Here is a 25,955-nt window from a genome sequence, read left to right as displayed (position 1 = left end):
CGAAGAGCAGCATACAGTTGCTCTTTTTCTTTGCTGCAAAATCTTCCGAAAGACTTTTCTTTTGCCAGAAAGTTTTTCTTATTTTCGTGAAAATCAATTCAACATTTCATGAAGATAAAACTCACCATCTGCCTGCTTGCTTTCCTTAATTTTTATGAAGCGCAGGAGAATATCACCTATCAAAAACCATCGGCGGAGATTCTGAAGCTTGCCGATTACGAAAGGCCACCAAGCGTTCTTACCAATTCGAAGAAAGACTGGGTCGTTTTCGTCTACAGACCGACCTACAAAACCCTCGACGATCTCAATCAGCAGGAGATGAAACTCGGCGGACTGCGCATTAATCCTGTTACCAACATCTCTAGTTCTGCTACGTATTCTAACAATCTGAAAGTACGCAGAATGAGTGACAAGACCGAAACGCAGGTAAAGAATCTTCCGCAAAATCCTAAGATTACCAATACATCGTTCTCACCAGATGAGAAAAAGCTGGCCTTCACCAATACAACCGACAGAGGCGTAGAACTCTGGATCGTCGATCTTGAAACCGCAACCGCGAAGAAAATCACCAAAGACAACCTCAACGCCAACCTCGGTAATCCTTACATCTGGATGAAAGATTCTCAGCGTTTCCTTGTAAAAACACTTCCGGAGAACCGAATGAAGCTGAGCGATTCTTCCAAAGATCTTCCGACCGGCCCGATTGTCTCTACAGCAGACGGCAAAGTGTCGCAGAACAGAACCTATCAGGATCTGCTGAAAAACCCGCAAGACGAGAAGAATTTTGAAATCCTCACCGCATCCGAACTGCAGTATGTTGATATGAACGGCAGCATGAAGAAGCTGAAAGATCAGGATATGTACGCCGGAATTTCCTATTCACCAGACGGAAATTACCTCATGCTGACGACGATTAAGAAGCCATTTTCCTATATCGTTCCCCTCAGCAGATTCCCGATGACGACGACGGTGTACGATGCAGAAGGCAAAATGGTAAAGACAGTAAACGATGTTCCTTTAAATGAAATCATGCCCAAAGGCTTTTCATCGGTACGAACCGGCAAGAGAGATATGAGCTGGCGTGCAGATGAGCCGGCAACTTTGGTGTATACAGAAGCATTAGACGGCGGCGACCAGTCGAAAAGTGCAGACTACCGTGACGAGATATTCACGTGGCAGGCGCCTTTCAACGCTTCACCGAAGTCTTTCTTTAAAACGAAACAACGGTATGAAGGCACGAGCTGGACGAATAATCATTACGCAATCGTTTCTGAAGGTTGGTACGACACGCGAAATACAAAATCGTATTTAGTTGATCTCAATGATGGCAGCTCGAGAGTGATTCAGGACAGGAATTACCAGGATGTCTACAGTGATCCGGGGACTTTTAACACCGTGAAAAACGATTACGGCCGCTATGTTTTAGATATGAAAAAGGATAAAGCCTACCTCATCGGCGACGGCTTTACCAAAGACGGTCAGCATCCTTTCATCGATGAGATGGATGTGAAAACTTTAAAAAAGAAAAGACTGTACACCTCAAACCTGAAGACCGGCAAAGAAGATATCATCGATATTATTGATCCGGCGAAGGGAGACATCCTCACCATACAGCAGTCTGCAAGTGCGTATCCCAATTATTTCAGAAAGAATATTAAATCAAATAAAGCAGATGCGATAACCGCCTTCCCAAATCCTTTTGAAAGCATTAAAGATGTATATAAGGAAGTGATTACCTACAAACGTAACGACGGCGTGACGCTTACGGGAACTTTATACCTACCAGCCAACTACGACCGCAAAGCGAAGAAAGAAAAACTGCCGCTCCTGATCTGGGCGTACCCGACTGAATACAAAGACAGGAACACCGCAGGGCAGAATACGCAGAACCCGAACGATTTTACCTTCCCGAATTATGGCTCTTTTGTGTACTGGACGGCCAAAGGATATGCTGTGCTCGATGATGCCGCGTTCCCGATTATCGGTGAAGGAAAGACCGAGCCCAACGATACTTTCATCCCGCAGCTTGTGGCAAACGGCCGCGCTGCGATCGACGCTTTAGACAAACTTGGCTACATAGACCGCACAAAAGTGGCAGTGGGCGGGCACTCTTACGGCGCGTTTATGACCGCAAATCTATTGACACATTCCAAAGATTATGCATGCGGTATTGCCAGAAGTGGTGCGTACAACCGTACTTTGACGCCGTTTGGTTTCCAGAGTGAGCAGAGAAATTACTGGGATGTACCTGAGATTTACAACACGATGTCGCCGTTTATGAATGCCGACAAGATGAAGACGCCGCTGCTTCTCATCCACGGTGATGCCGACAACAACCCGGGAACCTTTACGCTGCAGACCGAGAGATATTTTCAGGCTTTAAAGAATCTCGGCGCACCGGTGAAGATGGTGCTGCTGCCGAAAGAAGCGCACGGCTACGTCGCCAAAGAAAACATTCTGCACCTTCTTTGGGAACAGGATCAGTTTCTGGAGAAATGTTTAAAGAAATAAAAGCAAAACCTTACTCGATGAGAGTAAGGTTTTTTTTGTATTGATTTTAAGGCTATAAAAGCTTCACAATATGGCTTTTAAATAAAGCCTTAGACGACTTTGGCAACTCGTAGTAACGACTTAGTAAAAAGCCCGCCTGCTTTTTCAAAAAGCAGGCGGGCTTTTAGGTAAAAGCAGGCGGGCTTTTGGGTGAAAGCACGCCTGCTTTTTTATTAATCCCTACTTGCTTTCTCAAACTTCAATGTAGCAAGCATATCTTTCAGATCCAAACCCGGTCTGAAGCCGATCTTCGCGGTTTTGATCATTGAAGCATTAAAATCATATTCCTGCTCTGAGCCTTCGCTGCTGAGGGTTAAACTGAATGATCCAAAATCACCGAACCTTACAATTTTTCCCTCGGCAAGATGTCTGGAAAGTATCTTCGTTAAATCATTAAGAACCGCCAAAACATCGGTGTCGCTTACGGTAGTTGATGCACCTGCTATTTCTTTGCTGAGACTTCTTAAGGTCACTTCACCCGAAGATTTTGCATTGGCGTAATACTTCTTTGGTGCTGTAGGTTTAGAAGGATTACCTTTCTGTGTTAATGTGTACTGTACTGGCATATCGTTGTGTTTTAAGAATTATTTAAATCAAATATACCATTTAAAGCAATATCATAAAAAATTTTCTACTCAGAAGATTTTAATCTTCGGGCAGACATATTGAGAAAACGTTTGACGAGCATTACGGCAGAGATGGTAAGTCCCAGGCCGAGCGCAATCCACATACCGAGCGCGCCCATTTCCATGGTGACGCAAAGAATATATCCTAAAGGAATGGTAATAAGCCAGTACGCAATGAAGGTGTAGATAGAAGGAATTTTCACATCCTGAAGTCCGCGAAGCATTCCCAAAGCCGTCACCTGAATGCCGTCTGAAAGCTGGAATAATGCAGCGATGATCATGAGTTTTGATGCTAAAAGGATGACTTCGGTTTCTTCGGGTTTGGTAAAGAAGGTTGGCAAAACGTTTCGGCCGATCACGAAAAACAAACCGCAGAGACACATAAAGAGAAAGGCGATTTTAAGATTATTAATACCGATTTTGCGGAGTTCTACGAAGTTCTGTTCGCCAAGCTTCCGTCCGATCATCACTGTTGATGCGACACTGAAACCGATACATAGGTTGAAGGTGAATGAAGCCATACTGAGGGCGATCTGATGCGAGGCGATATCGTGGGCAGAAACCAGTCCGCAAATGAATGCAGCCGCAGCAAAAGCCGTCACTTCGAAGAACATCTGTAAAGCGGTCGGAAAGCCGAGACGGATCATTTTCTCAAACATATTCTTTGAAAAGATCTGTGCTTTTAAGGTGAAATCTTTGATGTACTGTTTGGTTTTCGGCTCTTTCATCAATACAAAATACAGGAAGATCACCATAAAGATTCTGGCGATAAGGCTGGCGAGTGCCGAACCTTTCACGCCCATCTCAGGGAAAATCCACATTCCTTTAATAAAGACATAGTTTAGCGCAATATTGATGACGTTGGCAATGATCGTCGCTTTGGTTACACCGATCGTGTACGACAGACCTTCTGATACTTCCCGCAGTGTCTGAAACGCCATAAAAGGGATGATACTGACCGCCATGATGGTGAGGAAATCTACTGTATTGGGAACAATTGTCGCAGGCTGCCCTGAATGATAGAGCAGCGGCATTCCTGTTAAAAGAAGTGTCATTAAGATAAATCCTACCGACATATTGATTACAAACCCGTGGCTGAATACTGAGTTGATCGTTTTGTGATCGTGCTGAGAATGCGCCTCAGACACCAATGGCGGAATGGCAAAGGAGAAACCCAACGCCAGAACGAACATCGAGAAAAAGACCGCATTGCCCAAAGATACCGACGCAAGTGCATCTGCACCGAGAAGTCTTCCCACAATGATATTGTCGAAAAGGTTAACAGAAACCTGGCCTACCTGCGTAAGCATTACGGGAAGTGCGAGGGTGAGTGCTTCTTTGGTGTAGTTTTTATTAAGGAATGTCATGGTTTAATACAAAAAAAATCTGCAGCATAATTACTGCAAATTTTTTTATGTTTCGGTATTTGGGTTGTCTTTTTATTTTCTTACGAAGCTTGCCACGTCTTCTTTCGAAACTGTGGATCCGCCGAGAATGATGAGTCGCTCTACAACGTTTCTCAACTCACGGATGTTACCCGTCCAGGATAATTCCATCAGCGCATCAATTGCCGAGTCGTCAAACTTCTTGAGTGCAGTACCGTGTTCGTCAGAGATAATACCGGCAAAATGCTCTACCAATAACTTGATGTCATCCTTACGCTCATCCAAAGGTGGAACGTAAATTTCGATCACTGAAAGTCTGTGATACAAATCTTCTCTGAATTTCCCTTCTTCAATCTCCTTCTGCATGTTTTTGTTGGTTGCCGCAAGTACGCGTACGTCAACTTTTATCTCTTTGTCGCTTCCTACCGGAGAAACTTTACTTTCCTGAAGTGCTCTCAACACCTTTGCCTGAGCGATTAAACTCATATCACCGATCTCATCGAGGAAAATGGTTCCACCATTTGCCTGTTCAAATTTCCCCTGTTTGTCTTTTATAGCTCCTGTGAAAGATCCTTTCACGTGACCGAACAGTTCAGACTCAATAAGCTCAGAAGGAATTGCGGCGCAGTTAACTTCCACCATTGGTCCGCGGGATCTGTCGCTGAGGTTGTGAATGGCGTGCGCAACAAGTTCTTTACCGGCACCGTTCGGACCTGTAATCAAAACTCTCGCATCAGAAACAGCTACCTTTTCGATCATCTCCTGAATTTTCTTCAGCGGAGCCGACTGGCCAATCATCTGATACTTTTTATTGACTTTTTTCTTCAGTGTCTTGTTTTCAGTCTGAAGATTTTTATTCTCTATTTTAAGTGTTTCTTTCGCCAGCGCATTCTTAACACTGGTGATTAAACGGTTGATATCAATAGGTTTAGAGATGAAATCATACGCACCGTCTCTTAGGCAGGCAACAGCAGAATCGATATCTGCGTGCCCGGAAATCATGATGAAAGTAGATTCTGGTTTTAGTGTAAGACTTTGTTTAAGAAGCTCTGTGCCGGAAAGTTTCGGCATTTTAATATCTGAAATTACAAGTGAGAAATCTTCTTTTTCGATTTGTTTGTAACCTTCCAGACCGTCTTCTGCAACAAGAAATTCATATTCTGTAAGTTCTTCAGAAAGGATACTTTGAAGCACTCCTGAAATGGCTTTTTCGTCTTCTACTATAAGGATTTTTTGCATAGGTGCAAATTTAATTATTTTTTGCTTGATGAGCATCAATAATCGTTCCCAATTAGCCTTTTAGCGGTAATCTCTTGCCCCGAAAATCGCTGAACCAACGCGTACAGAATTTGAGCCTGATTTTATTGCCAGAAGAAAATCATCGCTCATTCCCATCGACAGTTTTTCCAGTGGGAAATAGTTGTTTATCTTATCATAAAGACTTTTTAAAATATTAAATTCGCCTGCAATCTGTTCCTGATTTTCTGTGAATGTTGCCATTCCCATCAAGCCTTTGATATTTACATTTGCAAATTCTCCGGCCATTTTTTTTCTGATTAAATCTTCAGCTTCCGATATTTCTAGACCAAATTTAGAATCTTCCTGCGCGATTTTCACCTGAAGCAAAACATTAATCTTTCGGTCGTTTTTCTCCGCCTGCTTATTGATTTCATCTAAAATTTTTTCAGAATCTACACTTTGAATCGTATTCACAAAAGGTGCAATGTATTTTACTTTATTACTCTGCAGATGCCCAATCAGATGCCAATGAATGTCTTTTGGTAACTTTTCATATTTTTCGGTCAGTTCCTGCACTTTATTTTCACCAAAAACACGTTGTCCGATCTCATAAAGTTCCGCAATCATTTCAGCCGGATGCGTTTTTGATACTGCAACAAGTTCGATGTGATCAGGAATTTTCAACTTTATATTTTGATAATTTTCTGTCAAACTCATAATTTGTTTTTAATAATTTGTATTAATTCCGGAGCGTTTTTTATGGCTGACGTTCCCCACGTATTGTTGAAAAATATGAATGATTTCCTGTTGGATTTTATTAAATTTTCAGCAAGATTAACAAGAAATTCTTCTGTATATTCAGATTTATATAAAAAAGGATTTCCGTGAAGTCTGTAGTATAGTATTTTCGGATGATTTGCAATCAATGTGTCAGGAATTTTACCTGGAAAACTCGTTCCCGAAAAAACTAATTTTAATTTTGCTAAAAATTTAAAAGCTTCTTCATCAAACCATGTTTCATGCCGAAATTCTATCACGTTCAAAAAGTCATTAGCTATATTTTTCCCGATCAGCTCCCGCGTTTCTTCAGTATTTTTGAACGATGGCGGAAACTGATAAAGAAATCCGGCAAGTTTTTCACCTAAATTTTCACTGATGTAACTGCAAAATCCATCAACAGAATTTTTACTGTCGACCAAACGGTTAATATGCGTGATGGCTTTCGGAATTTTAATAAAAAACTTAAAATCGTCAGGCGTTTCACTTTTCCAGCGCTCTAAAGTTTTTACTGTGGGTTTTCTATAAAAGGTTGAGTTTATTTCAACTGCATTCAGCTGCTGAGAGTAAAGGGTCAGAAAATCTAGATTTTTTGCGTCAGCGGGATAAAAAGAGCCTTTCCAAGCCGGATTGTAAAACCCTGAACATCCAATATAGAAATCTTTAAAATTCATATTTTGCATTCTAAATTTTAGCTGAATTTAACCTCAGAGAATTTAAAATAACAGAAACGGAGCTCAGACTCATTGCTGCCGCTGCAATCATTGGCGAAAGTAAAATTCCGAAGAAAGGGTAGAGCAAACCTGCTGCAACAGGGATGCCGAGCACGTTGTAAAAGAAGGCAAAAAATAAATTTTCCCGAATGTTTCGTACGAGTTTCTCGCTTAAAGTGCGGGCGCGTAGAACGCCAGAAATATCTCCTTTCAGCAAAGTAATTTCAGCGCTTTCAATCGCCACATCGGTTCCGGTTCCCATCGCAATTCCGATGTCGGACTGTGCCAGAGCAGGCGCATCGTTGATTCCGTCGCCGGTCATCGCCACGGTTTTTCCTTGGTGCTGCTGTTTTTTTACTTCCGTTAATTTATCTTCAGGAAGACAGTTGGCTTTAAAGTTTATAATGCCAAGTTCGTCTGCCACAGCTTTCGCCGTATTTTCATTGTCGCCGGTCATCATTATAATTTCGATGCCATCATTTCTCAAATCAAGAATGGCTTTTTTCGAACTCTGTTTAATTTTATCTGTAAAACTCAGAAAACCTAAAACCTGATTTTCTTGGGCCAAATAAGAAACAGTATGCGCTTTTTCCTGAGTCTGTTTTGCTTTTATTTTCAGTTCTTCAGGAATAATAATGTTTTGCGAAATCATTAGATTTTCATTGCCGAGAAAAACTTTTTTTCCATTAATTATTCCTTTCAGGCCTTTTCCGGTAAGATTTTCAAAATTTTCCACTTTTTCAGATGAAATATTTTCTTCTTTCGCTTTCTTAATAACAGCACCGGAAAGCGGATGTTCAGAATTTTTATTTAAAGAAAAAGCCAGTCTCAAAAGATCATTTTTATCTGAATTTCCAAAAGTTTCGATAATTTCCAGCGATGGTTTTCCTTCCGTTAAAGTTCCGGTTTTGTCGGTGATCAGAACATTTACCTTTTTCATCAGCTCCAAGGCTTCAGCATTTTTTATCAGAATTCCGTTTTTAGCACCTTTCCCAATTCCGACCATGAGCGACATCGGCGTCGCCAACCCAAGCGCACACGGACAAGCCACAATAAGTACGGCAACGGCATTGATAAAGGCGAAAAGTGTTTTCTGGTTTTCCGGTCCGAATATTTGCCAGATGACAAACGTGATTATAGAAGAAGCGATGACTGCTGGCACAAATATCTTCGCAACTTTATCGGTGAGTTTCTGAATAGGAGCGCGGCTTCGGCTCGCATCATTCACCATTTTTATAATTTTTGCAAGCAAAGTTTCCTGTCCGATTTTCTCGGCTTTCATTACAAAAACCTGATTTCCGTTAATTGTTCCTGAACTCACTTTATCATGTACGTTTTTCTCCGCAGGAATCGGTTCTCCGGTAATCATACTTTCGTCAACCAAAGAACTTCCTTCAGTAATGACGCCATCCACAGGAATTTTTTCGCCAGGTTTAACCTTTAAAAAATCGCCAACCTTAACTTCAGAAAGAGAAATTCTTTTTTCTTCACCATTTTTAATAAGATTCGCCTCTGCCGGTGATAAATTCATCAGATCTTTAATTGCGTTTCCGGTTTTTTTGTGCGCTAAAGCTTCAAGCAGCTGACCGAGAATCACAAGTGTAATAATCACGCAGACGGCCTCAAAATATAATGGAATTTCATGACCGTGACCACGGAATTCATGAGGTAAAATATTCGGAAAAACTAAAGCAAAAGCACTGAACAGAAATGCTGCCGCAACGCCTAAAGCGATTAAACTGAACATATTAAGATTCCAGGTTTTAAAAGAAACCCAGCCACGCTTCATCAGAAACCATCCGGCGTAAAAAATTACAGGCAACGTTAAAATAAGTTCAAAAATACCCTGAAGCTGGTGTGAAAATGGAAATGTAAAAAGCATTCCGCCCATCGAGAGGATAAAAACAGGAACCGTGAAAATGAGTGCGGTAATCAGTTTTTTCTTTAATATGTCTAAAGTGTCGTCGCTTTCGTTACCATTTTTGTCGGGATATTTTACCAAATCCATCCCGCAAACGGGACAGCCCACATTGCTGTCGTAGGTTTTGTCGCCTTCACAAAACATCGGGCAGTAATATTTTCCCGCCATATCAGCCGTTACTTCTGGGATTTTGTGCTGATCATGAGAATTTTGAGATACTGAATTTTTAATTAAATCATCTGTGATTTCTTCCAGATGCATGTGGCAAACCGGGCAGTCGGTTTTTTCACTGTAGGTTTTATCGCCTTCACAGAACATCGGGCAATAGTAACCGCCGATGTGATTTTTAAAATTGTCGGGAAGATTTGTTTTAGAAAATGTCGTTTTGTAATTGGGATCTTTCGCTAGCTTTTCTTCAATTGGGACAAGATACATATTGCATACCGGGCAGCGTTTTCCCTGCTGAAAATACACTTTATCGCCCTCACATTCCATCGGACAATAGTAAACAGACGAAGGAGAAATGCGATCCTGAGGCTTTACAAAACCAGATTCTTCGGCATTTAAATCTTCAAGCTGATAATTTCCAATTTCCTTTAAACCCAGATTGATAGCAGAAATATCGATCTCATTTTCAGAATTAATTTCTACGGTATTTTTTTCGAGATCAACAGTTGCTGAAATCCCTTTCAGACTGTTGAGTTTCTCTGATATTTTCTTCTGACAGCCTTCGCAGGTCATGCCGGTAACTTTATATTTTGCGTGCATTTGTTTATTTTAAAAAAGATAAACTTTCGCCGAATTTTTTTAAATCTGAATCAAACCGAATCCCCCAAACGGTCTTTGATAAATTCAACCTTCGTTTTTCCGTGCGGTAAAGGGTTTCCATCGTCATCAAGATTTACCATAACCAGTTTATCAACCGTGATGATTGTCTGGTGCGTCATTTTATTCCTTACATCGCATTTCAGCGTGAGAGAAGTCGAGCCAAATGCAGAAACTTCAATCCCGATCTCAATAATATCGCCCTGTTTTGCAGAACTGACGAAGTTAATTTCGGAAATAAATTTGGTTACTACTTTCTTATTTCCAAGTTGAATTACAGCGTAGAGTGCGGCTTCTTCATCAATCCACTGCAGAAGGCGGCCGCCAAAAAGCGACTGGTTGGGATTTAAATCTTCAGGTTTTACCCATTTTCTGGTGTGATAATTCATTCGTCGGCATTTTTCTACACAAATTTAAGCTTTATATATGATACTTCAGACCATCAGAATTCCTGCCTTAATGTATTAAAAATGCCTTTTGCGTGCAATACTGTTAAGAAAACGTTCCTGCGAATGTTCACTGTTTTAAATTTTTGATAAGTAGGTGAAATAATAATAAAAAAGTTTTGGCGTATTCAATTTAATTGTATCTTGCACAGGTTTATATGAGGAATCAATGTCATGTTCATTATTATGTTGCTTTTCTACCTATACACAAGATATTTATTAATTTAATTTTTTTTTAAAATGAACATTTTTGTTTCAAACATCAATTACGCAACTAAAGAGTATGAGTTGCACGATCTATTCGCTGAATTTGGCGATGTAACTTCTGCAAAAATCATCACAGACAGAGAAACGGGCCGTTCTAGAGGTTTCGGTTTCGTAGAAATGGGTGACGAAGAAGGTCAGCAGGCGATTGAAGCGCTACATGAAAAAGAACTTAACGGAAAAATCCTTAACGTATCTGAGGCTAAGCCAAGAGAAGAGAAGCCAAGAAGAAGCTTTGACAATAACAGAAGCGGTGGTGGAAGTTTTGGAGGAGGTAACCGTTCTGGTGGAAACAGCGGAGGCGGATACGGAAGCAACAACCGTGGTGGAAACACTGGCGGCGGCGGAGGTCGTTGGTAAGAATATAAAAGGCAGTACAAACTGTTTTTGTTCGAAGACCGGTAATTTAATTGCCGGTCTTTTTCTTTTTGGACTTTTTGTCTTTCTTCTTTTTCGTTTTTTTTGGGTTTAAAATCTCATCTGCAATACTCAGTTTTTCTTTTTTCTGAGGTTTTTCTTTTTCGATGTTTCCAGCGATAAAACTGTTGCTGACCAAAAATTCCTGAAAATCTTCTTTTTTACCTTCAAAAAACTTATCAATAATCTCCTGAAAAAGGAAACTTTTGTAATGCTCCACCGGAATCGCAACGCTGTATTTAAAAATTCTGCCTTCTTTTTTTATGGAAAGAAATTCTTTTTCGACCAGAATTTTAAGATAAGTGCTTACCGTATTTTGATGTGGTTTCGGCTCAGGATGCTTTTCCATAACTTCTTTCAGATAAAAATGTTCCATCTGCCAGAATAGTTTCATAAGATTTTCTTCGGCAGTAGTGAGATGATTTATTTTCATGTTGTTTTTATAATTTAATCATTTAAAATAATCCTTAAGCTGGTGAAAAATAAAGATAGATAAAAGAAACGAATATCGAAATACCTGCACCCAGCAATACTTCCGGCAATGTATGCCTTTTCAGTTTAATTCTCGTAAAACCTACCAATGCTGCAATAAGAAACCAAATGACACCAATTTTCCAGTTCATGCCATAAAATAACGCGGCAACAAAAACATTGTACGCTGTGTGCATCGAACTTTTAATATAGAGATTGCTGAAATGGAGTACCAGCAGAAGAATCAAAATAAAAAGCATCACAAGATCAATAAGATTTGTTTGCCAATAAAAATAAATAAGATAAACGACCATGCAGCTTTCAGCAAAATAATACAGACTTTTTCTCTGCAGACGGTTTGAAACATCCATATTAGTATAGCGGCCGGTGCGCACGCGATATATAATCCAACCCATCACCGGAATAATCGTCAAAATAAGAATTGGGAGAAAGTGTACTGAAGCTTCTTTTAAACTGTACTTTTCGACACTCATGTAAATAAAATAGATGAAAAGAGAAATCATCGGGTTGAAGAAATTCGAGATGAAACGGTATAAAAAATCGAAGCGCGATGAGATTTGTGTGGTCATAGGATTTGCGATGTGTAAAGATACCATTATCGGGAAAAAACAATTGTGGGATATACAATTAAACTGACTTTTTTTTTATAATTTTGCTGATATTTCATCACAAAAAAGCAAGAAGCTATCACATGAAAGAATTTTCTAAAGAGGTATACCTGAAGTGGTATGAAGATATGACCATGTGGAGACGATTTGAAGACAAATGCAGATCGCTCTATCTTAAACAAAAAATCAGAGGTTTTTTACATTTATATAACGGGCAGGAAGCAATTCCGGCAGGTTTTACACACGCGATGGATCTTAGCAAAGACAGCATGATCACGGCGTACAGATGTCATATTCATCCAATGGCGATGGGCGTTGACCCGAAGAGAATCATGGCTGAACTTTGCGGTAAAGCTACCGGTACATCTGGCGGAATGGGTGGTTCTATGCACATTTTCAGCAAAGAACACCGTTTTTATGGTGGTCACGGTATCGTGGGCGGACAGATTCCATTAGGCGCAGGTATTGCTTTTGCCGATAAATATTTCGACAGAAAAGCGGTAAATATTTGTTTCTTTGGTGATGGCGCTGCGAGACAGGGATCTCTTCACGAAACTTTCAATATGGCAATGAACTGGAAACTTCCGGTGGTTTTTGTTGTTGAAAACAATCAGTACGCGATGGGAACTTCCGTAAAAAGAACTGCGAATCACGAAGATATTTATAAATTAGGTTTAGGCTATGAAATGCCGTGTCTTGCTGTAGATGCAATGGATCCTGAAAAGGTTGCTGAGGCTGCATACGAAGCGATCGAAAGAGCAAGAAGAGGAGACGGCCCAACGTTTATCGAAGCTAGAACTTACCGTTTCAGAGGTCACTCAATGTCTGATGCTGAACCTTACAGAAGCAAAGACGAAGTAGCGATCAATAAGAAAGATGATCCGATCGAACTTATCAAAGCGAGAATTCTGGAAAATAATTGGGCAACTGAAGAAGAACTGGAAGCAACGGATAATAAATCACGAGAATTTGTGGAAGAGTGCATCGAGTTTATGGAAAATTCACCATATCCCGAAACAGAAAAAATCTATGAGTATGTGTATGCTCAGGAAGATTACCCGTTCTTAGATAAACTAGAAAACTAAAAAAAGTATTATTTGAAATATGAAGTCTGAAGTTTGACATTCTGTGAATCTCAAGTATTAAATTTCGAATTTCAAATTAAATCAATAAATTATGGCAGAAGTAATCACCATGCCCCGCCTTTCCGATACAATGACGGAAGGTAAAGTGGCTAAATGGCATAAAAAAGTTGGAGATCAGGTAAAAGAAGGAGATATTCTTGCCGAGATCGAAACAGATAAAGCAGTACAGGATTTTGAATCTGAAATTAACGGAACTCTGTTATACATTGGTGTAGAAGAAGGTTCGGGTGCAGAAGTAGATTCTGTTTTAGCCATTATTGGCGAAGAAGGTGAGGATATTTCATCGCTGAAAGGTGGCGAAGGTGCCGACAATTCAGAAGAGAAAAAAGAAGATAAAAGTTCAAGCGAACAGAAGTCTGAAGAGAAAAAATCTGAAGATGAGCTGAAAACTGAAAACGAATCGACAGATGTAGAAAGTTCTTCAGACGAAAAGCCTGAAGGTGTGGAAGTGATTACAATGCCACGTCTTTCTGATACAATGACGGAAGGTAAAGTGGCGAAATGGCACAAAAATGTTGGCGATCAGGTAAAAGAGGGCGATCTTTTGGCGGAAATCGAAACCGATAAAGCAGTGCAGGATTTTGAATCTGAATTCAACGGTGTTTTGTTGAAGCAAGGCGTTGAAGAAGGAGGTTCTGCACCTGTCGATACTGTTCTGGCAATGATCGGACCGGAAGGAACAGATGTTTCTAAAGTTGGAAAGGGAGAATCTGTGAAGAAAGAAGAAAAAGCTGAATCTAAAAAACCTGAAGAAAAACCAGCAGAAAAAAAAGAATCACCAAAGGAAGATACAAATAAAGAAGATTCTCAGAAATCTGTAGCAAACTCATCATCAGACCGTGTAGCCATTTCACCTTTAGCTAAAAAAATGGCTGAAGACAAAGGTGTTGACATTCATGAACTTCAGGGTTCTGGAGAAAACGGGCGCATCGTGAAAAAAGATATCGAAAATTATCAGCCTTCACAAAAAGCGCAGCCGGCAGCAGAAACAAAAACTGCATTGCAACCGCCAGCAATGTTCGTTCAGGGTGAAGATACAGAAACGCAAAATTCTCAGGTAAGAAATATCATCGCGAAACGTCTTTCAGAAAGCAAATTCTCAGCGCCACATTATTATCTGATGGTTGAGATCAACATGGATAAAGCAATTGAAGCGAGAAAAGAAATCAATTCACTGCCAGATACCAGAATCTCTTTCAATGATATGATCATAAAGGCAACGGCGATTGCTCTACGAAAACATTCACAGGTAAACTCGAGCTGGGCTGGCGATAAAATTATTCACCGAGGAAATATAAACATTGGTGTAGCAGTTGCAATTCCTGACGGATTAGTCGTACCTGTTCTGAAAAATACTGATCAGATGTCTTACACGCAGATTTCTGCTGCAGTGAAAGATATGGCCGGAAGAGCAAAATCTAAAGGTTTGAAAGCAAACGAAATGGAAGGTTCAACCTTTTCGATTTCCAATTTAGGAATGTTTGGCATCGAAACTTTTACCAGCATCATCAATCAGCCAAACGCTGCGATTCTATCTGTAGGTGCGATTGTCGAAAAACCAATTGTAAAAGACGGACAGATCGTAGTAGGAAATACCATGAAACTTTCGTTAGCATGCGACCACAGAGTGGTAGACGGCGCCACAGGTGCACAGTTTTTGCAGACTCTGAAAACATATTTAGAGAGTCCGCTCACCTTATTGCTGTAAAAAATTTTAACAGATACAGAAACCTCTCAGATATTTATTTGAGAGGTTTTTTTTATGCAGCTTTATCCCGCTTTCCGCTGTATCTTTTTTGTATTGGGGCGGCGGCTTTGCCGCCGCCCCAATACAAAAAAAGGATGCCGCTGCAATCGGGGCTGGCGATTGGTCTTTCAAATAAAATCTCACAAAAATTCAAACCATGACAGAAAAAGAAAAATGCCACGCCGGAATGTTGTATGACGCCATCGATCCCGAACTGATGAACGACCGAATGATTTGCAAAGATCTGTGTCAGAATTACAATCAGCTGACTTATTCTCAAAACCAAGAAAAGCAGGAATTAATTAAAAAAATTATCGGAGACTGCGGTGAAGATTTCGTTATTGAACCCAATTTCTGGTGTGATTACGGCTACAATATTTTTTTCGGAAATCAATTTTATGCCAATCATAATCTCGTTATTTTAGACTGCGCCGAAGTTCGTTTCGGAGATCACGTCTTCATCGGCCCGAACTGCAATTTCTACACCGCAGGTCATCCGCTTGATGCAGAAACAAGAAACTTGGGATTAGAATTCGCTAAACCGATCCTTGTAGGAAACAACGTCTGGTTTGGCGGAAATGTCACTGTTCTCCCCGGAATTACGATTGGGAACAATGCAGTAATCGGTGCGGGAAGCGTTGTAACAAAAGATATTCCGGCATTTGCTGCCGCAGTGGGAAATCCGTGTCAAGTGATAAAGATGCTTGAATAATTTATCTTACATTTAGGAAAAAACAAATGGGATTTAAACTTTTCTTTTTTATTTATTGAGCATTACATTCTCAGCGCAAAATCAGCAGTTTACTTACGAATATCAATTTGCGAACGATTCTACAGCTAAAAACCAACTAGAATCAAAAATAATGATTCTTAACGTTTTTAAAGAAGGCTCGCAGTTTTACAGCAGGGCATCTTTTGTATCCGATTCTATAAGGCAGAAGGAAATAAAAAAAATGCGTGAAACAGGTTCTATAACATTAGGTCCAACTGGTCCTCAGGGTAAAATTAAATTTAAAGTAGAAAAAAAACACCCAGAATTTAAGATGGGTTATTTATCAGAGGCTGGTTTAGACAACTATTGGGTTGAAGATGACCGAAAAATGAACTGGAAAATTCTTCCTGAAAAGGAAAAAATCGGTGAGTTTACAGCGCAGAAGGCGACCACAGATTTTGCCGGGAGAAAATGGATCGCATGGTTTACCACAGAGATTCCAATTCAGGATGGACCGTATAAATTTCATGGCTTGCCTGGATTTATTATTAAAATCGAAGATTCGTCGAGATCACACTCTTTCATTCTGAAAGGCGCAAATTTAGATTCAAAAGCAGAATTTAAAAGTTTTAAAAGCGATGAAAATTCTAAAAAGCCAATCGTTATAGAAACGGAAAAGTTTAAAAATATTTTTCTGGAAAACAGAGCCGATCCAAATAAAAAATTCAGAGATCTGGCTGTCAGTGGTGGATCGCTTGAAATAACAGATTCTTCGGGAAAAGTGATGAGTATGAAAGAGATTATGCAGATGAATGAGAAAAGGCAAAGAGAAGCCAACCGGAAAAATAATAATATCCTGGAAATCGATTTACTCAGATAAAAATTACGGCGCGGAAACGAAGTTTCCGCGCCGTAATTATCTTATTAGAAAAATGTATTAAGCCATTTTCTGAGAATCGCTTACAAACTGCGCAAGACCGCTGTCTGTAAGTGGATGTTTCAGCAAACTCAAGATCGGAGGAAGTGGTGAAGTAATCACATCAGCACCGATTTTAGCACAGTCTATGATGTGCATCGAGTGGCGGATTGACGCGGCAAGGATCTGAGTTTCGTACATGTAATTATCAAAAATCAAACGGATTTCTTCAATTAAATAAAGACCGTCGGTAGAAATATCATCTAATCTTCCTAAGAACGGAGAAACATAAGTCGCTCCGGCTTTTGCTGCCAAAAGTGCCTGTCCGGCAGAAAAAATCAACGTACAGTTGGTTTTGATTCCTTTGTCAGAAAAATATTTCAAAGCTTTGATCCCATCTTTGATCATCGGGATTTTAACCACGATATTTGGATGAATCGCAGCAAGTTCATCACCTTCTTTGATCATTTCTTCGTATGTCGTAGACAAAACTTCCGCAGAAATATCGCCGTCCACGATTTCGCAAATTGCTTTGTAATGATCTTTTACAGCTTCGCTTCCACGAATTCCTTCTTTGGCCATTAATGAAGGGTTTGTTGTAACGCCGTCAAGAATTCCAAGGTCTTTTGCTTCTTTAATCTGCTCAAGATTGGCAGTGTCGATAAAAAATTTCATTATTTACAAGATTTATTATGCAAAGATAATCATTAGCCACAAATGATGATCGACTTGGGTGGTGCGAATATTGAGTTTTAATTATCTTTGTTGAGAACAGTTTTGCAGTTTTTATTTAAAGAAATACTATGAATATTATTCTGGCTTCGACTTCCACTTTATACGGCGGAAATTATTTGGAATATTTAAAAGAAGAAATCAAAGAACTTTACAAAGGTTTGGATGAAATTATTTTTGTGCCGTTTGCCAGACCTGGCGGAATTTCTCACGACGATTACACACAGAAAGCAAAATCATTTTTTAAAACTGTAAACATCAGCGTTAGAGGATTACACGAATTTGAAAATAAAAAAGAAGCTATACAGAACGCGCAGGGCTTTTTTACAGGTGGCGGAAACACTTTTCTGCTTGTAAAAACTTTACATGAAGAGCAACTGATGACCGCTCTGAAAAGTCAGGTTGAAAACGGAAAACCATATCTCGGATGCAGTGCAGGAAGCAATCTTGGCGGTTTGAATATGAAAACAACAAACGATATGCCGATCGTATACCCGCCAAGTTTCGACTGTATGGGATTAGTTCCGTTTAATATCAATCCGCATTATCTGGATCCAAATCCGGATTTGAAACACAATGGAGAAACGCGCGAAACCCGCATCAGAGAATTTCTTACACAGAGTGACATCAAAGTTGTGGGTCTTCGTGAAGGAAACTGGATTCGCAGAATTGGTGATATAATCACTGTTAAAGGCAGCGAAATGACGAGAATATTCGAAAAAGGTAAAGAACCTTACGAGATGAAACCAGGAATGCCGCTTTAAATTTATTTAAATGAAAAGTAGTCTAACTATTTTGGCAATTGCGGTTTCAGGTGCTGCTTTTTCACAAAATATTTCCCAAAAACTCGATGCAGCCGTTCAAAAGCTGATGAATTCTCCGGCAGCAGTTTCTTCGTCACTATCATTTTATGTGACGGATGAAAACGGCGATAAAATTTATGATTTCAACGCCAATAAAGGTCTTTCGACGGCAAGTACGCAGAAGATTTTTACCGCTGCAGCTGCTTTGGAAACTCTGGGCAAAAATTATACATATAAAACCTACGCGGGATTTTCCGGAACTGTTTCATCAGGAAATCTTGTCGGAGATTTTATCGTGACTTCAAATGGCGATCCGACTTTGGGAAGCTGGCGGTATGAAGCTTTTTCGCCTGATAATTTTAAAAATAAACTTGTTGATGCCATAAAAAAATCAGGAATAAAAAAAATATCCGGAAATCTGATCATCGACGACTCGTATTTTGATCACCAAACCATTCCCGGCGGTTGGCCGTGGGACGATCTCGGGAATTATTACGGTGCTGGAGTTTGGGGAATCAACTGGCGCGAAAATCAGTTTGATATCAATATTAAAGGAACTGAATTTAAAAGTTTTTCATACAAACTGGAAAATGTAAAATGGCTCAATGATCTTGAAGCAGAAGGAAATTCTGACCAAAGTTTGATTTTTACAGCGCCAAATTCTGATGTTGCGTTAATCAATGGAAAACTCCCTTCAGGAAAAGTAACGACGGTTTCTGGCGCTGTTCCCAATCCTCCAATGCAGTTGGGCGCAGAAATTAAAAGCTGGCTGCAGGAATCAGGAATTGAGTTTGCAGGAAAGGTAATCAGCAATTCTCAACTCGAACTGAATGGCGAAACGGCCATTAAATTAGCAGAAACCAATCGGATTTTCACTTATGAATCACCGGCTTTAGGTAAAATCATTTTTTATTTTCTCCGAAAAAGCATCAATTTTTACGGTGAAACTTTACTTAAAACGATGGCAAAAGAAAAAACCGGAAACCCAAGTTTCAAAAGCGGTGTAGCTTTTATGAAAGATTTCTGGAAATCAAAAGGCATCAATCCTGCGATGATTAATTTTGCGGACGGGAGCGGCCTTTCACCACAAAATTATGTTTCCGCGAAAGCAGAAGTGCAGTCACTTTTATACTCGCAAAAGCAGATTTGGTTTAAAGATTTTTTTGAAGGTTTTCCCACGCAGGACAATGGCATGAAAATGAAAAGCGGAACTATGCGCGATACAAAATCCTACGCCGGATTTCACACTTCCAAAGACGGTAAAAAATATGTATTTTCTATTATATTAAATAATTACACAGATAATGGTGGAGCAGAACTCCAGAAAATTCTGAATCAATTAAAATAAAATCTGTTGAAAAAAAGATCCATTCTTTCCCGGTTGAATAACTGGTTTATTTTTATGCTCATGACGGTTGTTGTGATTGCGCTCGTGGCTTCGTCGGCGATTTTACTGAACTATCTGAGAAAAGAAGAAGTAAAAAGGATCGATATTTTCGTGAGCGCGATTAAATTTCAGCAGGAAGTAACCACGCCTAGTCTGGAAGTTCAGTCGCTGGTTCTGCAGATTTACAGTTCAAATACGACTATTCCGGTCATTATTTTAGATAAAAATGATCAGCTGATCGAGGTTAAAAATTTACCTCAGGAAGTGCAGGATCATCCTGAAGAAATAGTACAGCTGGCAAAAAAAATGGCAAAAAAATATCCGCCTATTGAGCTTGAATTTTCAAATGGAAACAATCAGTTTGTTTATTACGACAACTCCAAAGTACTGAATAATCTTCAGTATTCACCATTCTTGCTGGGACTTTTTGTGCTGGCCTACTTTCTTTTTTCTTTTTGGTTTTTGCGTACCGTAAAAAAGACCGACGAGGGCTACCTTTGGGCCGGACTGGCAAAGGAAACCGCGCATCAGATCGGGACGCCTTTGTCTTCAATGATGGGCTGGATGGAAATTATGAAACTTGAAAATCCGGAATCCGACGGCGTTATTGAGATTGAGAAAGACATTGAAAGACTTCGTACGATATCTGAGCGTTTCTCGAAAATTGGCTCGGTGCCCGAACTTAATGATATGGATTTTAACCAAACCATTCAGGAAAATTACGATTACCTGAAAACCCGCATCTCAAAACAGGTGGATTTCAGTCTGACGATGCCGAATTATATTATTTCGGTTCCTCACAACAGAATTCTGATCAGCTGGGTTATAGAAAATCTCGTTAAAAATGCGGTAGATGCGATGAAGGGAAAGGGAACTCTGCAAATGTCAGTTTTTGAACGCAACAAAAATATTTTGGTTGAAGTAAAAGATAACGGTAGCGGAATGACAAAATTTCAAGCCCAGAATGCTTTTAAACCCGGTTATTCCACCAAGAAAAGAGGTTGGGGGTTAGGACTTTCGCTGGCAAAAAGAGTAGTGCAGGAATATCATAACGGTGATATTAGAATTTCCCAAACTGACATCGGTAAGGGAACAACCTTCCGGATTTTTATACGCAAAGTCTGAATTAATAATTAATAGAAGATGCCACAAATTTTACTTTTCATTTAAAATTTATTTAATACAAATTCTTACTTTTGAAACATGATAACAGCAGTAAACGTACGGAAATCTTACGGAAATCTTGAAGTATTGAAAGGCGTAAATCTTCACATAAAAACCGGTGAAGTCGTGTCGATTGTTGGGGAATCCGGTGCGGGAAAATCTACTTTGCTGCAGATTTTAGGAACGCTCGATTCGCCTTCAAATCCTGTACAGAATGGTACCGAAATTACACTCAACGGTGAATCTTTTATCAATATGAGCGACCGTCAGATTTCGATGTTCAGAAATCAGAATATTGGTTTTGTGTTTCAGTTTCATCAGCTTTTACCAGAATTTACGGCATTGGAAAATGTTTTACTTCCCACAAAAATCGCAGGTGCGAACGAAAAAGAAGCGACTGAAAAGGCCATATCAATATTTGAAGATTTGAAAATTGCAGAGCGTCTCCAGCACAAACCCAATCAGCTTTCCGGCGGTGAAGCGCAGCGTGTGGCGGTCGCGCGGGCGTTAATCAATTCACCGAAAATTATTTATGCCGACGAACCGACAGGAAATCTTGATTCGAAAAATGCCGACGATCTTCACCGACTTTTTTTTGACCTGAGAGATAAATACAATCAGACATTTGTTATCGTTACGCACAACCCAAATCTCGCAGAGATTACCGACCGAAAACTGGTAATGAAAGATGGGTTAATTATCGAGTAAAATTTTATGAAAAAATTTCTGCTGATTTTTCTGTGTTTTCTTTTTACTGGTTGTGATGTAAAATCGCAGTCTGCAAAAAATGTTTTGCCGGAAAATAGGGTGCAGGAAATGAGAGAATTTTTACAAAATAGCGTTTATAATCAAGATGTTGCTGTTTTTATCAACTTTAAAATACATTCAGGAAAATTCAGATATTTCGTTTACGATTTAAAGAATAACAGAATTTTGCAGCAGGCAACCGTTTCGCACGGTTCCGGCTCAGTGATCAAAAATTCCGAAAATCTGCGTTTTTCAAATACTGAAAATTCGTATCAGTCATCGCTCGGCTTCTACAAAATAAGTGAAAGCTACGAGGGCAATTTTGGAAAATCTTACCGCCTTGATGGTTTAAGCGCAACAAATAGCAAAGCAAGAGAACGCGCGATCGTTTTGCATCCGTATAAAAGTGTAAATGATTTCGAAACCTCAACACATTCGGCTTTAAGTCTTGGTTGTCCCATGCTTTCTCCTAAAGCTTTTTTGGCGACTGCAAAGATTTTAGATGATTCTAAAAATAACATTCTGCTGTATGCGTTTTACTGATTTTTAAACTGAAAATTGAATCTCATGTCGATAAAATTTCTTGCCGAAGACGACCGCCCGCGCGAAAAATTTATGCTGAAAGGAAAAAATTCACTCTCAGATTCTGAATTGCTTGCGATCATTATGGGAAGTGGCAGCCGTGATGAAACAGCCGTGGAACTGGCAAGAAAAATTCTGGCATCGGTAGAAAACAGCTGGCATCAGCTCAGTTTGCTCGGCGTAAAAGAGCTCACCAAATTTAAAGGTGTAGGCGAAGTGAAAGCCATTTGCATCGCGACAGCATTGGAAATCGGAAGACGCCGCGCTGCGCAGGAAGTTCCGGACCGGATACAGATTTCTTCCAGCAAAGATGCTTTTGATGCTTTGAAACTTCATTTGCAGGATCTTCGTACGGAAGAATTCTGGGCACTTTTCCTTAACCAAAGCAATAAAGTAATTCATACGGCACAACTGACCCAAGGCGGCATCAATCAGTCAATTGTTGACATTCGAATTTTGTTTAAAACTGCGCTTGAGCACTTTGCGACAGGAATTATTGTTTCGCACAATCATCCGTCCGGAAATCTAAAGCCGAGCAGCGAAGACATAAATATTACCAGAAAAATTAAAGACGCCGGAAATCTGATGAATATTCAGCTGCTTGATCATCTTATTTTAACCCAAAATTCTTATCTGAGTTTCGCAGACGAAGGTTTATTATGATTAAAAAAATAAAGTACTGCGATATTGATTTTGAAAAATACAACCGATGTCTGGAAAATTCTGCGCAGCGGAAATATTCTGCTACAAAATTGTTTTTAGACATCACATCGGGGAAAAACTGGGATTTGTTGATTTACAGAGATTATGAAGCGGTAATGCCCGTTCCTTTTGTGAAAAAATCTTTCGTAAAAATCGTACATAATCCTATGCTTTGTCAGCAGCTCGGAATTTTTTCGGTAGTTGATAATGCAGAAATCAATGAACTTTTCCTTAACTTTTTTAAAGGAAATTATGTTATTAGGCTTTATAATTTTAATGATAGAAATTATTTTAAAAGTGATTTGAAGATTAAGAGGAATTATCTGATTTTTAAGGAAGATTATCAAAAAGTTTACGCAAAATATTCACCAAAGAGAAAAAGAAAATTACGTCTTGATCCTGAAGCTGCAGAAAATTCTGAAATCAGAAATGTCAGCTTTAAAGAAGCCGAATTTTTTATTGACAAACATTTTATAGGTGCGCACAAAACTGATGTTCATGGTGTTTTTATGAAACTTTTCAAAGAATTGGCGGATAATAAACTACTGCATTTTTCAGCTTTTTTACTGAAGCAAAAAATCATCAATATTATTGCGCTCTACGAAGATCAAACAACAGTTGCGCTTCTCGGGACTTTCAATGATAAAAATTTTGTAAAAACTTCCGGTGCCTCTTTACTGATTGACCATGCCATTAAAACTAATATTGAAAGTAAGATTTTTGATTTTGAAGGAAGCGAATTGCCGAACGTGGAAGAGTTTTTTCGGGGATTCCGTCCGGAGATGCGACCTTATCCGGTTTTATATTATTCCAAAAAAGAGATCATCAGCAGACTTTTTCATCTGAAAAAAAATCTGTGAAAGTGCACTTAAGCCGATTTTTATCTAAATTTATACAATTATTTTCCTCTGAAATGCTACAAATACTCCGCAATTACAAGCTTTCTTACACGCTTTACAATTTTTTTCAGCACAAAAAACTGAAACATAATATTCCGCTGTTCAGAAAATTCGGTTTGAAGAAAAGTTATTTTTCAAGTATTTCGAGCAAGGATTTTCAGCATTTGCCGGAAAACAAACGGCTTTTTAATTTTGAAAAACTGCAGCAAACCGATTTCTTTAGAAATCTTTCAGAAGACAATCAGAAAAGTGCGGAAAGCTTTGATGATAAAGGATTTCTGGTCTTAAGAGATTATCTGAAACCTGAAACAGCCGATCAAATAAATACAGAAATCGACCATTTACTTTCTGCCGGAACCATAAAATTCCGGTATGGCGGTAAGTTGATGTTTGTAATTCATCATTCTGAACTGGTGCAAAAAATTGGCGACGATCCTAATCTTCTCGAGTTTTTATCGGTTTTAATGGATGGTCAGGCGAAACTATTTCAAAGCATTAATTTCATTAACGGAAGTCAGCAAAAAACGCATTCTGACAGCATTCACATGACGACGTATCCGCTTGGCGGACTGCTTGGCGTCTGGATCGCTTTGGAAGACGTGGATGAAGAAAACGGTGCATTACACTACATTCCGGGAAGTCACAAACTGCCGTATTTCCTCAATTCAGATTATGATAATGAAGGTTCAGCAGCAAAAATTGGTGATAAAAGTTATAAAGCCTACGAAGAATTTTTAGAAAAGAAAGTTCAGGAACTGGGTCTGAAAAAAGAAATTTTCAGAGCTAAAAAAGGTGATCTTCTGATCTGGCATGCGAATATTCTTCATGGCGGTGAGCCACATTTGGACAAATTGCGGACCCGAAAAAGTCTTGTTTACCATTATTTTGACGCCAACAGCATCTGTTATCACGAGGTTTCGCAAAGACCTGCACTGTTTGAGTTGTAGTTTGATAAAATTTTGGTAATTTTGCGCTCCGTAATGTTCACAGGTTTTACTCCATATTTGCCGTACGCGGCCGCGCTGATTATCGCCATACCTTTTCTGGTTTTGCTGCGACAGTTTGTATATTCATACATCAAGCTCAAAAATAAAGAGCTCAAACTTCTTGCCAGCCAGAGCAGCGGTGAAAACCGTACACATTCTTATGAAAGGATGACGCTTTTTCTGGAGCGTATAAAGCCATCCAATCTTGTGCAGAAGTTTGATAAGAATCTTGCGCCACACGAATTTCTGTTTCTTACCGAAAAAACGGTCAGTGAAGAGTTTGAGTACAATTCTTCCCAGCAGCTTTATGTTTCAAGAAACTCCTGGCAGAATATTGTAGAGTCTAAAAATGCTGTTGTTGCGCTTTTAAACAAAACATACGAAGATCTTTCACAGAATTCTGATCTTGATGATTTTAAAACGGTCTTCATTATGAATTATGTAAACGGTGAAGATTATATCGCTGCAACTATTGAAGATCTGCGTCGCGAAACACTTCTTTTATCTTAAAATTAAAACAAACCTAAATAAATGATTCCAAATTTTAAAGCACATCCTTGGCACGGAATCTCTGCCGGAGACAATGCGCCAGAGGTCGTTAATGTGTTCGTAGAAATCGTTCCTTCTGATACCATCAAATACGAAATTGATAAAGAAACCGGTTATCTGAAAGTTGACCGTCCGCAAAAATTTTCTAATATTATTCCTGCTCTGTACGGTTTTGTTCCGAGAACTTACTGTAACGAAGAAGTGATGCGCTTGGCGGTAGAAAGTGGTGCAGAAGACGTAACGATGGGCGATCACGATCCTTTGGATATCTGTGTTCTGAGCTCGCACAATATTCATTCTGGTGGAATTTTAATGGAAGCTATTCCAATCGGCGGCTTCAAAATGATCGACGACGGTGAGGCTGATGACAAAATTGTTGCGGTAATGGTGAGCGATCACGCTTTTGGACATTTCAGAGATATTTTCGAGCTACCGGAGGCGGAAGTGAGAAGACTCATGCATTATTTCCTGACGTATAAAAACCTTCCGGATGAGCCTGCAAAATGCCGAATTCACGAAGTGTACGGCGCTGAGCATGCAAGAGAAGTAATTTTAGCATCAAAAAAAGATTACGAAACAAAGTACGGAGGATAAGATCATACTTCCGTTTAAAATATAAAG

25 protein-coding genes and 1 pseudogene are annotated in these 25,955 nt (G+C 39.5%); 16 read left to right on the top strand and 10 right to left on the bottom strand.

What is annotated here, in order from left to right; genetic code table 11:
• Positions 1–108: 108 nt before the first annotated feature.
• The gene (locus tag ASG01_RS02315; protein WP_055859326.1) at positions 109–2,511 is read left to right on the top strand and encodes an alpha/beta hydrolase family protein; all 2,403 of its coding nucleotides are present in this window, start codon (positions 109–111) and stop codon (positions 2,509–2,511) included.
• 212 nt (positions 2,512–2,723) lie between these two features.
• On the opposite strand, the gene ASG01_RS02310 is transcribed toward ASG01_RS02315, so the two are convergent.
• The 7 genes from ASG01_RS02310 to ASG01_RS02280 form a co-directional block, all read right to left on the bottom strand.
• Entirely contained in the window at positions 2,724–3,116 is a 393-nt protein-coding gene (locus ASG01_RS02310) for an HU family DNA-binding protein (protein WP_055859323.1), read from the bottom strand.
• Between the two features lie 65 nt (positions 3,117–3,181).
• Positions 3,182–4,543 carry an MATE family efflux transporter gene (locus ASG01_RS02305; protein ID WP_055859320.1) on the bottom strand — a complete coding sequence of 454 codons (1,362 nt, stop codon included), beginning with the start codon at positions 4,541–4,543 and terminating at the stop codon, positions 3,182–3,184.
• Positions 4,544–4,615: 72 nt separating this feature from the next.
• Positions 4,616–5,800, bottom strand: coding sequence for a sigma-54-dependent transcriptional regulator (locus tag ASG01_RS02300; protein ID WP_055859318.1), 1,185 nt, complete (start codon positions 5,798–5,800; stop codon positions 4,616–4,618).
• A gap of 60 nt (positions 5,801–5,860) precedes the next feature.
• The gene (locus ASG01_RS02295) at positions 5,861–6,517 is read right to left on the bottom strand and encodes a YggS family pyridoxal phosphate-dependent enzyme (protein WP_055859315.1); all 657 of its coding nucleotides are present in this window, start codon (positions 6,515–6,517) and stop codon (positions 5,861–5,863) included.
• The gene (locus ASG01_RS02290) at positions 6,514–7,251 is read right to left on the bottom strand and encodes a DUF72 domain-containing protein (protein ID WP_055862071.1); all 738 of its coding nucleotides are present in this window, start codon (positions 7,249–7,251) and stop codon (positions 6,514–6,516) included. Before ASG01_RS02290 ends, ASG01_RS02295 begins: the two co-directional genes overlap by 4 nt.
• A gap of 10 nt (positions 7,252–7,261) precedes the next feature.
• Positions 7,262–9,979, bottom strand: coding sequence for a heavy metal translocating P-type ATPase (locus tag ASG01_RS02285; RefSeq protein ID WP_055859312.1), 2,718 nt, complete (start codon positions 9,977–9,979; stop codon positions 7,262–7,264).
• Positions 9,980–10,029: 50 nt separating this feature from the next.
• Entirely contained in the window at positions 10,030–10,425 is a 396-nt protein-coding gene (locus tag ASG01_RS02280) for an acyl-CoA thioesterase (protein WP_055859309.1), read from the bottom strand.
• A gap of 297 nt (positions 10,426–10,722) precedes the next feature.
• On the opposite strand from ASG01_RS02280, the gene ASG01_RS02275 reads away from it, so the two are divergent.
• A complete protein-coding gene (locus ASG01_RS02275) occupies positions 10,723–11,106 on the top strand; it encodes an RNA recognition motif domain-containing protein (protein ID WP_055859304.1) in 384 nt (127 codons plus the stop codon).
• A gap of 46 nt (positions 11,107–11,152) precedes the next feature.
• Here the strand turns inward: ASG01_RS02275 and ASG01_RS02270 are convergent, their stop codons facing one another.
• Positions 11,153–11,596, bottom strand: a complete 444-nt coding sequence (locus ASG01_RS02270) for a BlaI/MecI/CopY family transcriptional regulator (RefSeq protein WP_055859301.1) — start codon at positions 11,594–11,596, stop codon at positions 11,153–11,155.
• Positions 11,597–11,630: 34 nt separating this feature from the next.
• Positions 11,631–12,224 carry a hypothetical protein gene (locus ASG01_RS02265; RefSeq protein WP_055862069.1) on the bottom strand — a complete coding sequence of 198 codons (594 nt, stop codon included), beginning with the start codon at positions 12,222–12,224 and terminating at the stop codon, positions 11,631–11,633.
• Between the two features lie 122 nt (positions 12,225–12,346).
• On the opposite strand from ASG01_RS02265, the gene pdhA reads away from it, so the two are divergent.
• The 4 genes and pseudogenes from pdhA to ASG01_RS02245 all read left to right on the top strand — a co-directional run.
• Positions 12,347–13,348: a pyruvate dehydrogenase (acetyl-transferring) E1 component subunit alpha gene (gene pdhA, locus ASG01_RS02260; protein ID WP_055862066.1), complete on the top strand. Its 1,002-nt coding sequence runs from the start codon at positions 12,347–12,349 to the stop codon at positions 13,346–13,348.
• A gap of 91 nt (positions 13,349–13,439) precedes the next feature.
• Positions 13,440–15,116, top strand: coding sequence for a pyruvate dehydrogenase complex dihydrolipoamide acetyltransferase (locus tag ASG01_RS02255; protein ID WP_055859298.1), 1,677 nt, complete (start codon positions 13,440–13,442; stop codon positions 15,114–15,116).
• Between the two features lie 196 nt (positions 15,117–15,312).
• Complete coding sequence (locus tag ASG01_RS02250) at positions 15,313–15,867, top strand: sugar O-acetyltransferase (RefSeq protein WP_055859295.1); 555 nt, start codon at positions 15,313–15,315, stop codon at positions 15,865–15,867.
• Between the two features lie 52 nt (positions 15,868–15,919).
• Positions 15,920–16,747 (top strand): annotated as a pseudogene (locus tag ASG01_RS02245) (GLPGLI family protein); the annotation flags it as partial.
• 57 nt (positions 16,748–16,804) lie between these two features.
• Here the strand turns inward: ASG01_RS02245 and fsa are convergent.
• Positions 16,805–17,458, bottom strand: coding sequence for a fructose-6-phosphate aldolase (gene fsa / locus ASG01_RS02240; RefSeq protein WP_055859289.1), 654 nt, complete (start codon positions 17,456–17,458; stop codon positions 16,805–16,807).
• A gap of 128 nt (positions 17,459–17,586) precedes the next feature.
• On the opposite strand from fsa, the gene pepE reads away from it, so the two are divergent.
• The 10 genes from pepE to ASG01_RS02190 all read left to right on the top strand — a co-directional run bounded on the left by pepE (position 17,587) and on the right by ASG01_RS02190 (position 25,928).
• Positions 17,587–18,279, top strand: coding sequence for a dipeptidase PepE (gene pepE / locus ASG01_RS02235; protein WP_055859286.1), 693 nt, complete (start codon positions 17,587–17,589; stop codon positions 18,277–18,279).
• A 10-nt stretch (positions 18,280–18,289) separates the two neighbouring features.
• Positions 18,290–19,666: a D-alanyl-D-alanine carboxypeptidase/D-alanyl-D-alanine-endopeptidase gene (gene dacB / locus ASG01_RS02230; protein WP_055859283.1), complete on the top strand. Its 1,377-nt coding sequence runs from the start codon at positions 18,290–18,292 to the stop codon at positions 19,664–19,666.
• Positions 19,667–19,672: 6 nt separating this feature from the next.
• Entirely contained in the window at positions 19,673–20,830 is a 1,158-nt protein-coding gene (locus tag ASG01_RS02225) for a sensor histidine kinase (protein ID WP_238584493.1), read from the top strand.
• A 78-nt stretch (positions 20,831–20,908) separates the two neighbouring features.
• Positions 20,909–21,577, top strand: a complete 669-nt coding sequence (locus ASG01_RS02220; RefSeq protein ID WP_055859279.1) for an ABC transporter ATP-binding protein — start codon at positions 20,909–20,911, stop codon at positions 21,575–21,577.
• A gap of 6 nt (positions 21,578–21,583) precedes the next feature.
• A complete protein-coding gene (locus ASG01_RS02215; protein ID WP_055859276.1) occupies positions 21,584–22,159 on the top strand; it encodes a murein L,D-transpeptidase catalytic domain-containing protein in 576 nt (191 codons plus the stop codon).
• A 24-nt stretch (positions 22,160–22,183) separates the two neighbouring features.
• Positions 22,184–22,861: a RadC family protein gene (radC, locus tag ASG01_RS02210; protein WP_055859274.1), complete on the top strand. Its 678-nt coding sequence runs from the start codon at positions 22,184–22,186 to the stop codon at positions 22,859–22,861.
• Positions 22,858–23,760 carry a hypothetical protein gene (locus ASG01_RS02205; RefSeq protein WP_055859269.1) on the top strand — a complete coding sequence of 301 codons (903 nt, stop codon included), beginning with the start codon at positions 22,858–22,860 and terminating at the stop codon, positions 23,758–23,760. The genes radC and ASG01_RS02205 overlap by 4 nt, the downstream gene beginning before the upstream one ends.
• 53 nt (positions 23,761–23,813) lie before the next feature.
• Positions 23,814–24,746 carry a phytanoyl-CoA dioxygenase family protein gene (locus ASG01_RS02200; RefSeq protein ID WP_055859267.1) on the top strand — a complete coding sequence of 311 codons (933 nt, stop codon included), beginning with the start codon at positions 23,814–23,816 and terminating at the stop codon, positions 24,744–24,746.
• A 33-nt stretch (positions 24,747–24,779) separates the two neighbouring features.
• Positions 24,780–25,295: a hypothetical protein gene (locus tag ASG01_RS02195; protein WP_055859264.1), complete on the top strand. Its 516-nt coding sequence runs from the start codon at positions 24,780–24,782 to the stop codon at positions 25,293–25,295.
• A gap of 21 nt (positions 25,296–25,316) precedes the next feature.
• A complete protein-coding gene (locus tag ASG01_RS02190; RefSeq protein ID WP_055859261.1) occupies positions 25,317–25,928 on the top strand; it encodes an inorganic pyrophosphatase in 612 nt (203 codons plus the stop codon).
• The last annotated feature ends 27 nt before the right edge of the window (positions 25,929–25,955 follow it).

Source organism: Chryseobacterium sp. Leaf180 (assembly GCF_001424585.1).
Classification (GTDB): Bacteria; Bacteroidota; Bacteroidia; order Flavobacteriales; family Weeksellaceae; genus Chryseobacterium.
The sequence above is the reverse complement of the archived record's forward strand: the minus strand, read 5'-3'. Positions and strand labels throughout refer to the sequence as shown.

Bases quoted from the DNA above. Each gene is read 5' to 3' on its own strand.
- ASG01_RS02280 (WP_055859309.1), bottom strand. From the start codon at position 10,425: ATGAATTATCACACCAGAAAATGGGTAAAACCTGAAGATTTAAATCCC.
- ASG01_RS02250 (WP_055859295.1), top strand. From the start codon at position 15,313: ATGACAGAAAAAGAAAAATGCCACGCCGGAATGTTGTATGACGCCATC.
- ASG01_RS02190 (WP_055859261.1), top strand. From the start codon at position 25,317: ATGATTCCAAATTTTAAAGCACATCCTTGGCACGGAATCTCTGCCGGA.
- ASG01_RS02315 (WP_055859326.1), top strand. From the start codon at position 109: ATGAAGATAAAACTCACCATCTGCCTGCTTGCTTTCCTTAATTTTTAT.
- ASG01_RS02205 (WP_055859269.1), top strand. From the start codon at position 22,858: ATGATTAAAAAAATAAAGTACTGCGATATTGATTTTGAAAAATACAAC.
- ASG01_RS02255 (WP_055859298.1), top strand. From the start codon at position 13,440: ATGGCAGAAGTAATCACCATGCCCCGCCTTTCCGATACAATGACGGAA.
- ASG01_RS02295 (WP_055859315.1), bottom strand. From the start codon at position 6,517: ATGAGTTTGACAGAAAATTATCAAAATATAAAGTTGAAAATTCCTGAT.
- ASG01_RS02195 (WP_055859264.1), top strand. From the start codon at position 24,780: ATGTTCACAGGTTTTACTCCATATTTGCCGTACGCGGCCGCGCTGATT.
- ASG01_RS02200 (WP_055859267.1), top strand. From the start codon at position 23,814: ATGCTACAAATACTCCGCAATTACAAGCTTTCTTACACGCTTTACAAT.
- ASG01_RS02220 (WP_055859279.1), top strand. From the start codon at position 20,909: ATGATAACAGCAGTAAACGTACGGAAATCTTACGGAAATCTTGAAGTA.
- ASG01_RS02275 (WP_055859304.1), top strand. From the start codon at position 10,723: ATGAACATTTTTGTTTCAAACATCAATTACGCAACTAAAGAGTATGAG.
- ASG01_RS02300 (WP_055859318.1), bottom strand. From the start codon at position 5,800: ATGCAAAAAATCCTTATAGTAGAAGACGAAAAAGCCATTTCAGGAGTG.
- ASG01_RS02310 (WP_055859323.1), bottom strand. From the start codon at position 3,116: ATGCCAGTACAGTACACATTAACACAGAAAGGTAATCCTTCTAAACCT.
- ASG01_RS02285 (WP_055859312.1), bottom strand. From the start codon at position 9,979: ATGCACGCAAAATATAAAGTTACCGGCATGACCTGCGAAGGCTGTCAG.
- ASG01_RS02215 (WP_055859276.1), top strand. From the start codon at position 21,584: ATGAAAAAATTTCTGCTGATTTTTCTGTGTTTTCTTTTTACTGGTTGT.
- ASG01_RS02290 (WP_055862071.1), bottom strand. From the start codon at position 7,251: ATGAATTTTAAAGATTTCTATATTGGATGTTCAGGGTTTTACAATCCG.
- dacB (WP_055859283.1), top strand. From the start codon at position 18,290: ATGAAAAGTAGTCTAACTATTTTGGCAATTGCGGTTTCAGGTGCTGCT.
- ASG01_RS02305 (WP_055859320.1), bottom strand. From the start codon at position 4,543: ATGACATTCCTTAATAAAAACTACACCAAAGAAGCACTCACCCTCGCA.
- ASG01_RS02270 (WP_055859301.1), bottom strand. From the start codon at position 11,596: ATGAAAATAAATCATCTCACTACTGCCGAAGAAAATCTTATGAAACTA.
- radC (WP_055859274.1), top strand. From the start codon at position 22,184: ATGTCGATAAAATTTCTTGCCGAAGACGACCGCCCGCGCGAAAAATTT.
- pdhA (WP_055862066.1), top strand. From the start codon at position 12,347: ATGAAAGAATTTTCTAAAGAGGTATACCTGAAGTGGTATGAAGATATG.
- pepE (WP_055859286.1), top strand. From the start codon at position 17,587: ATGAATATTATTCTGGCTTCGACTTCCACTTTATACGGCGGAAATTAT.
- ASG01_RS02265 (WP_055862069.1), bottom strand. From the start codon at position 12,224: ATGACCACACAAATCTCATCGCGCTTCGATTTTTTATACCGTTTCATC.
- fsa (WP_055859289.1), bottom strand. From the start codon at position 17,458: ATGAAATTTTTTATCGACACTGCCAATCTTGAGCAGATTAAAGAAGCA.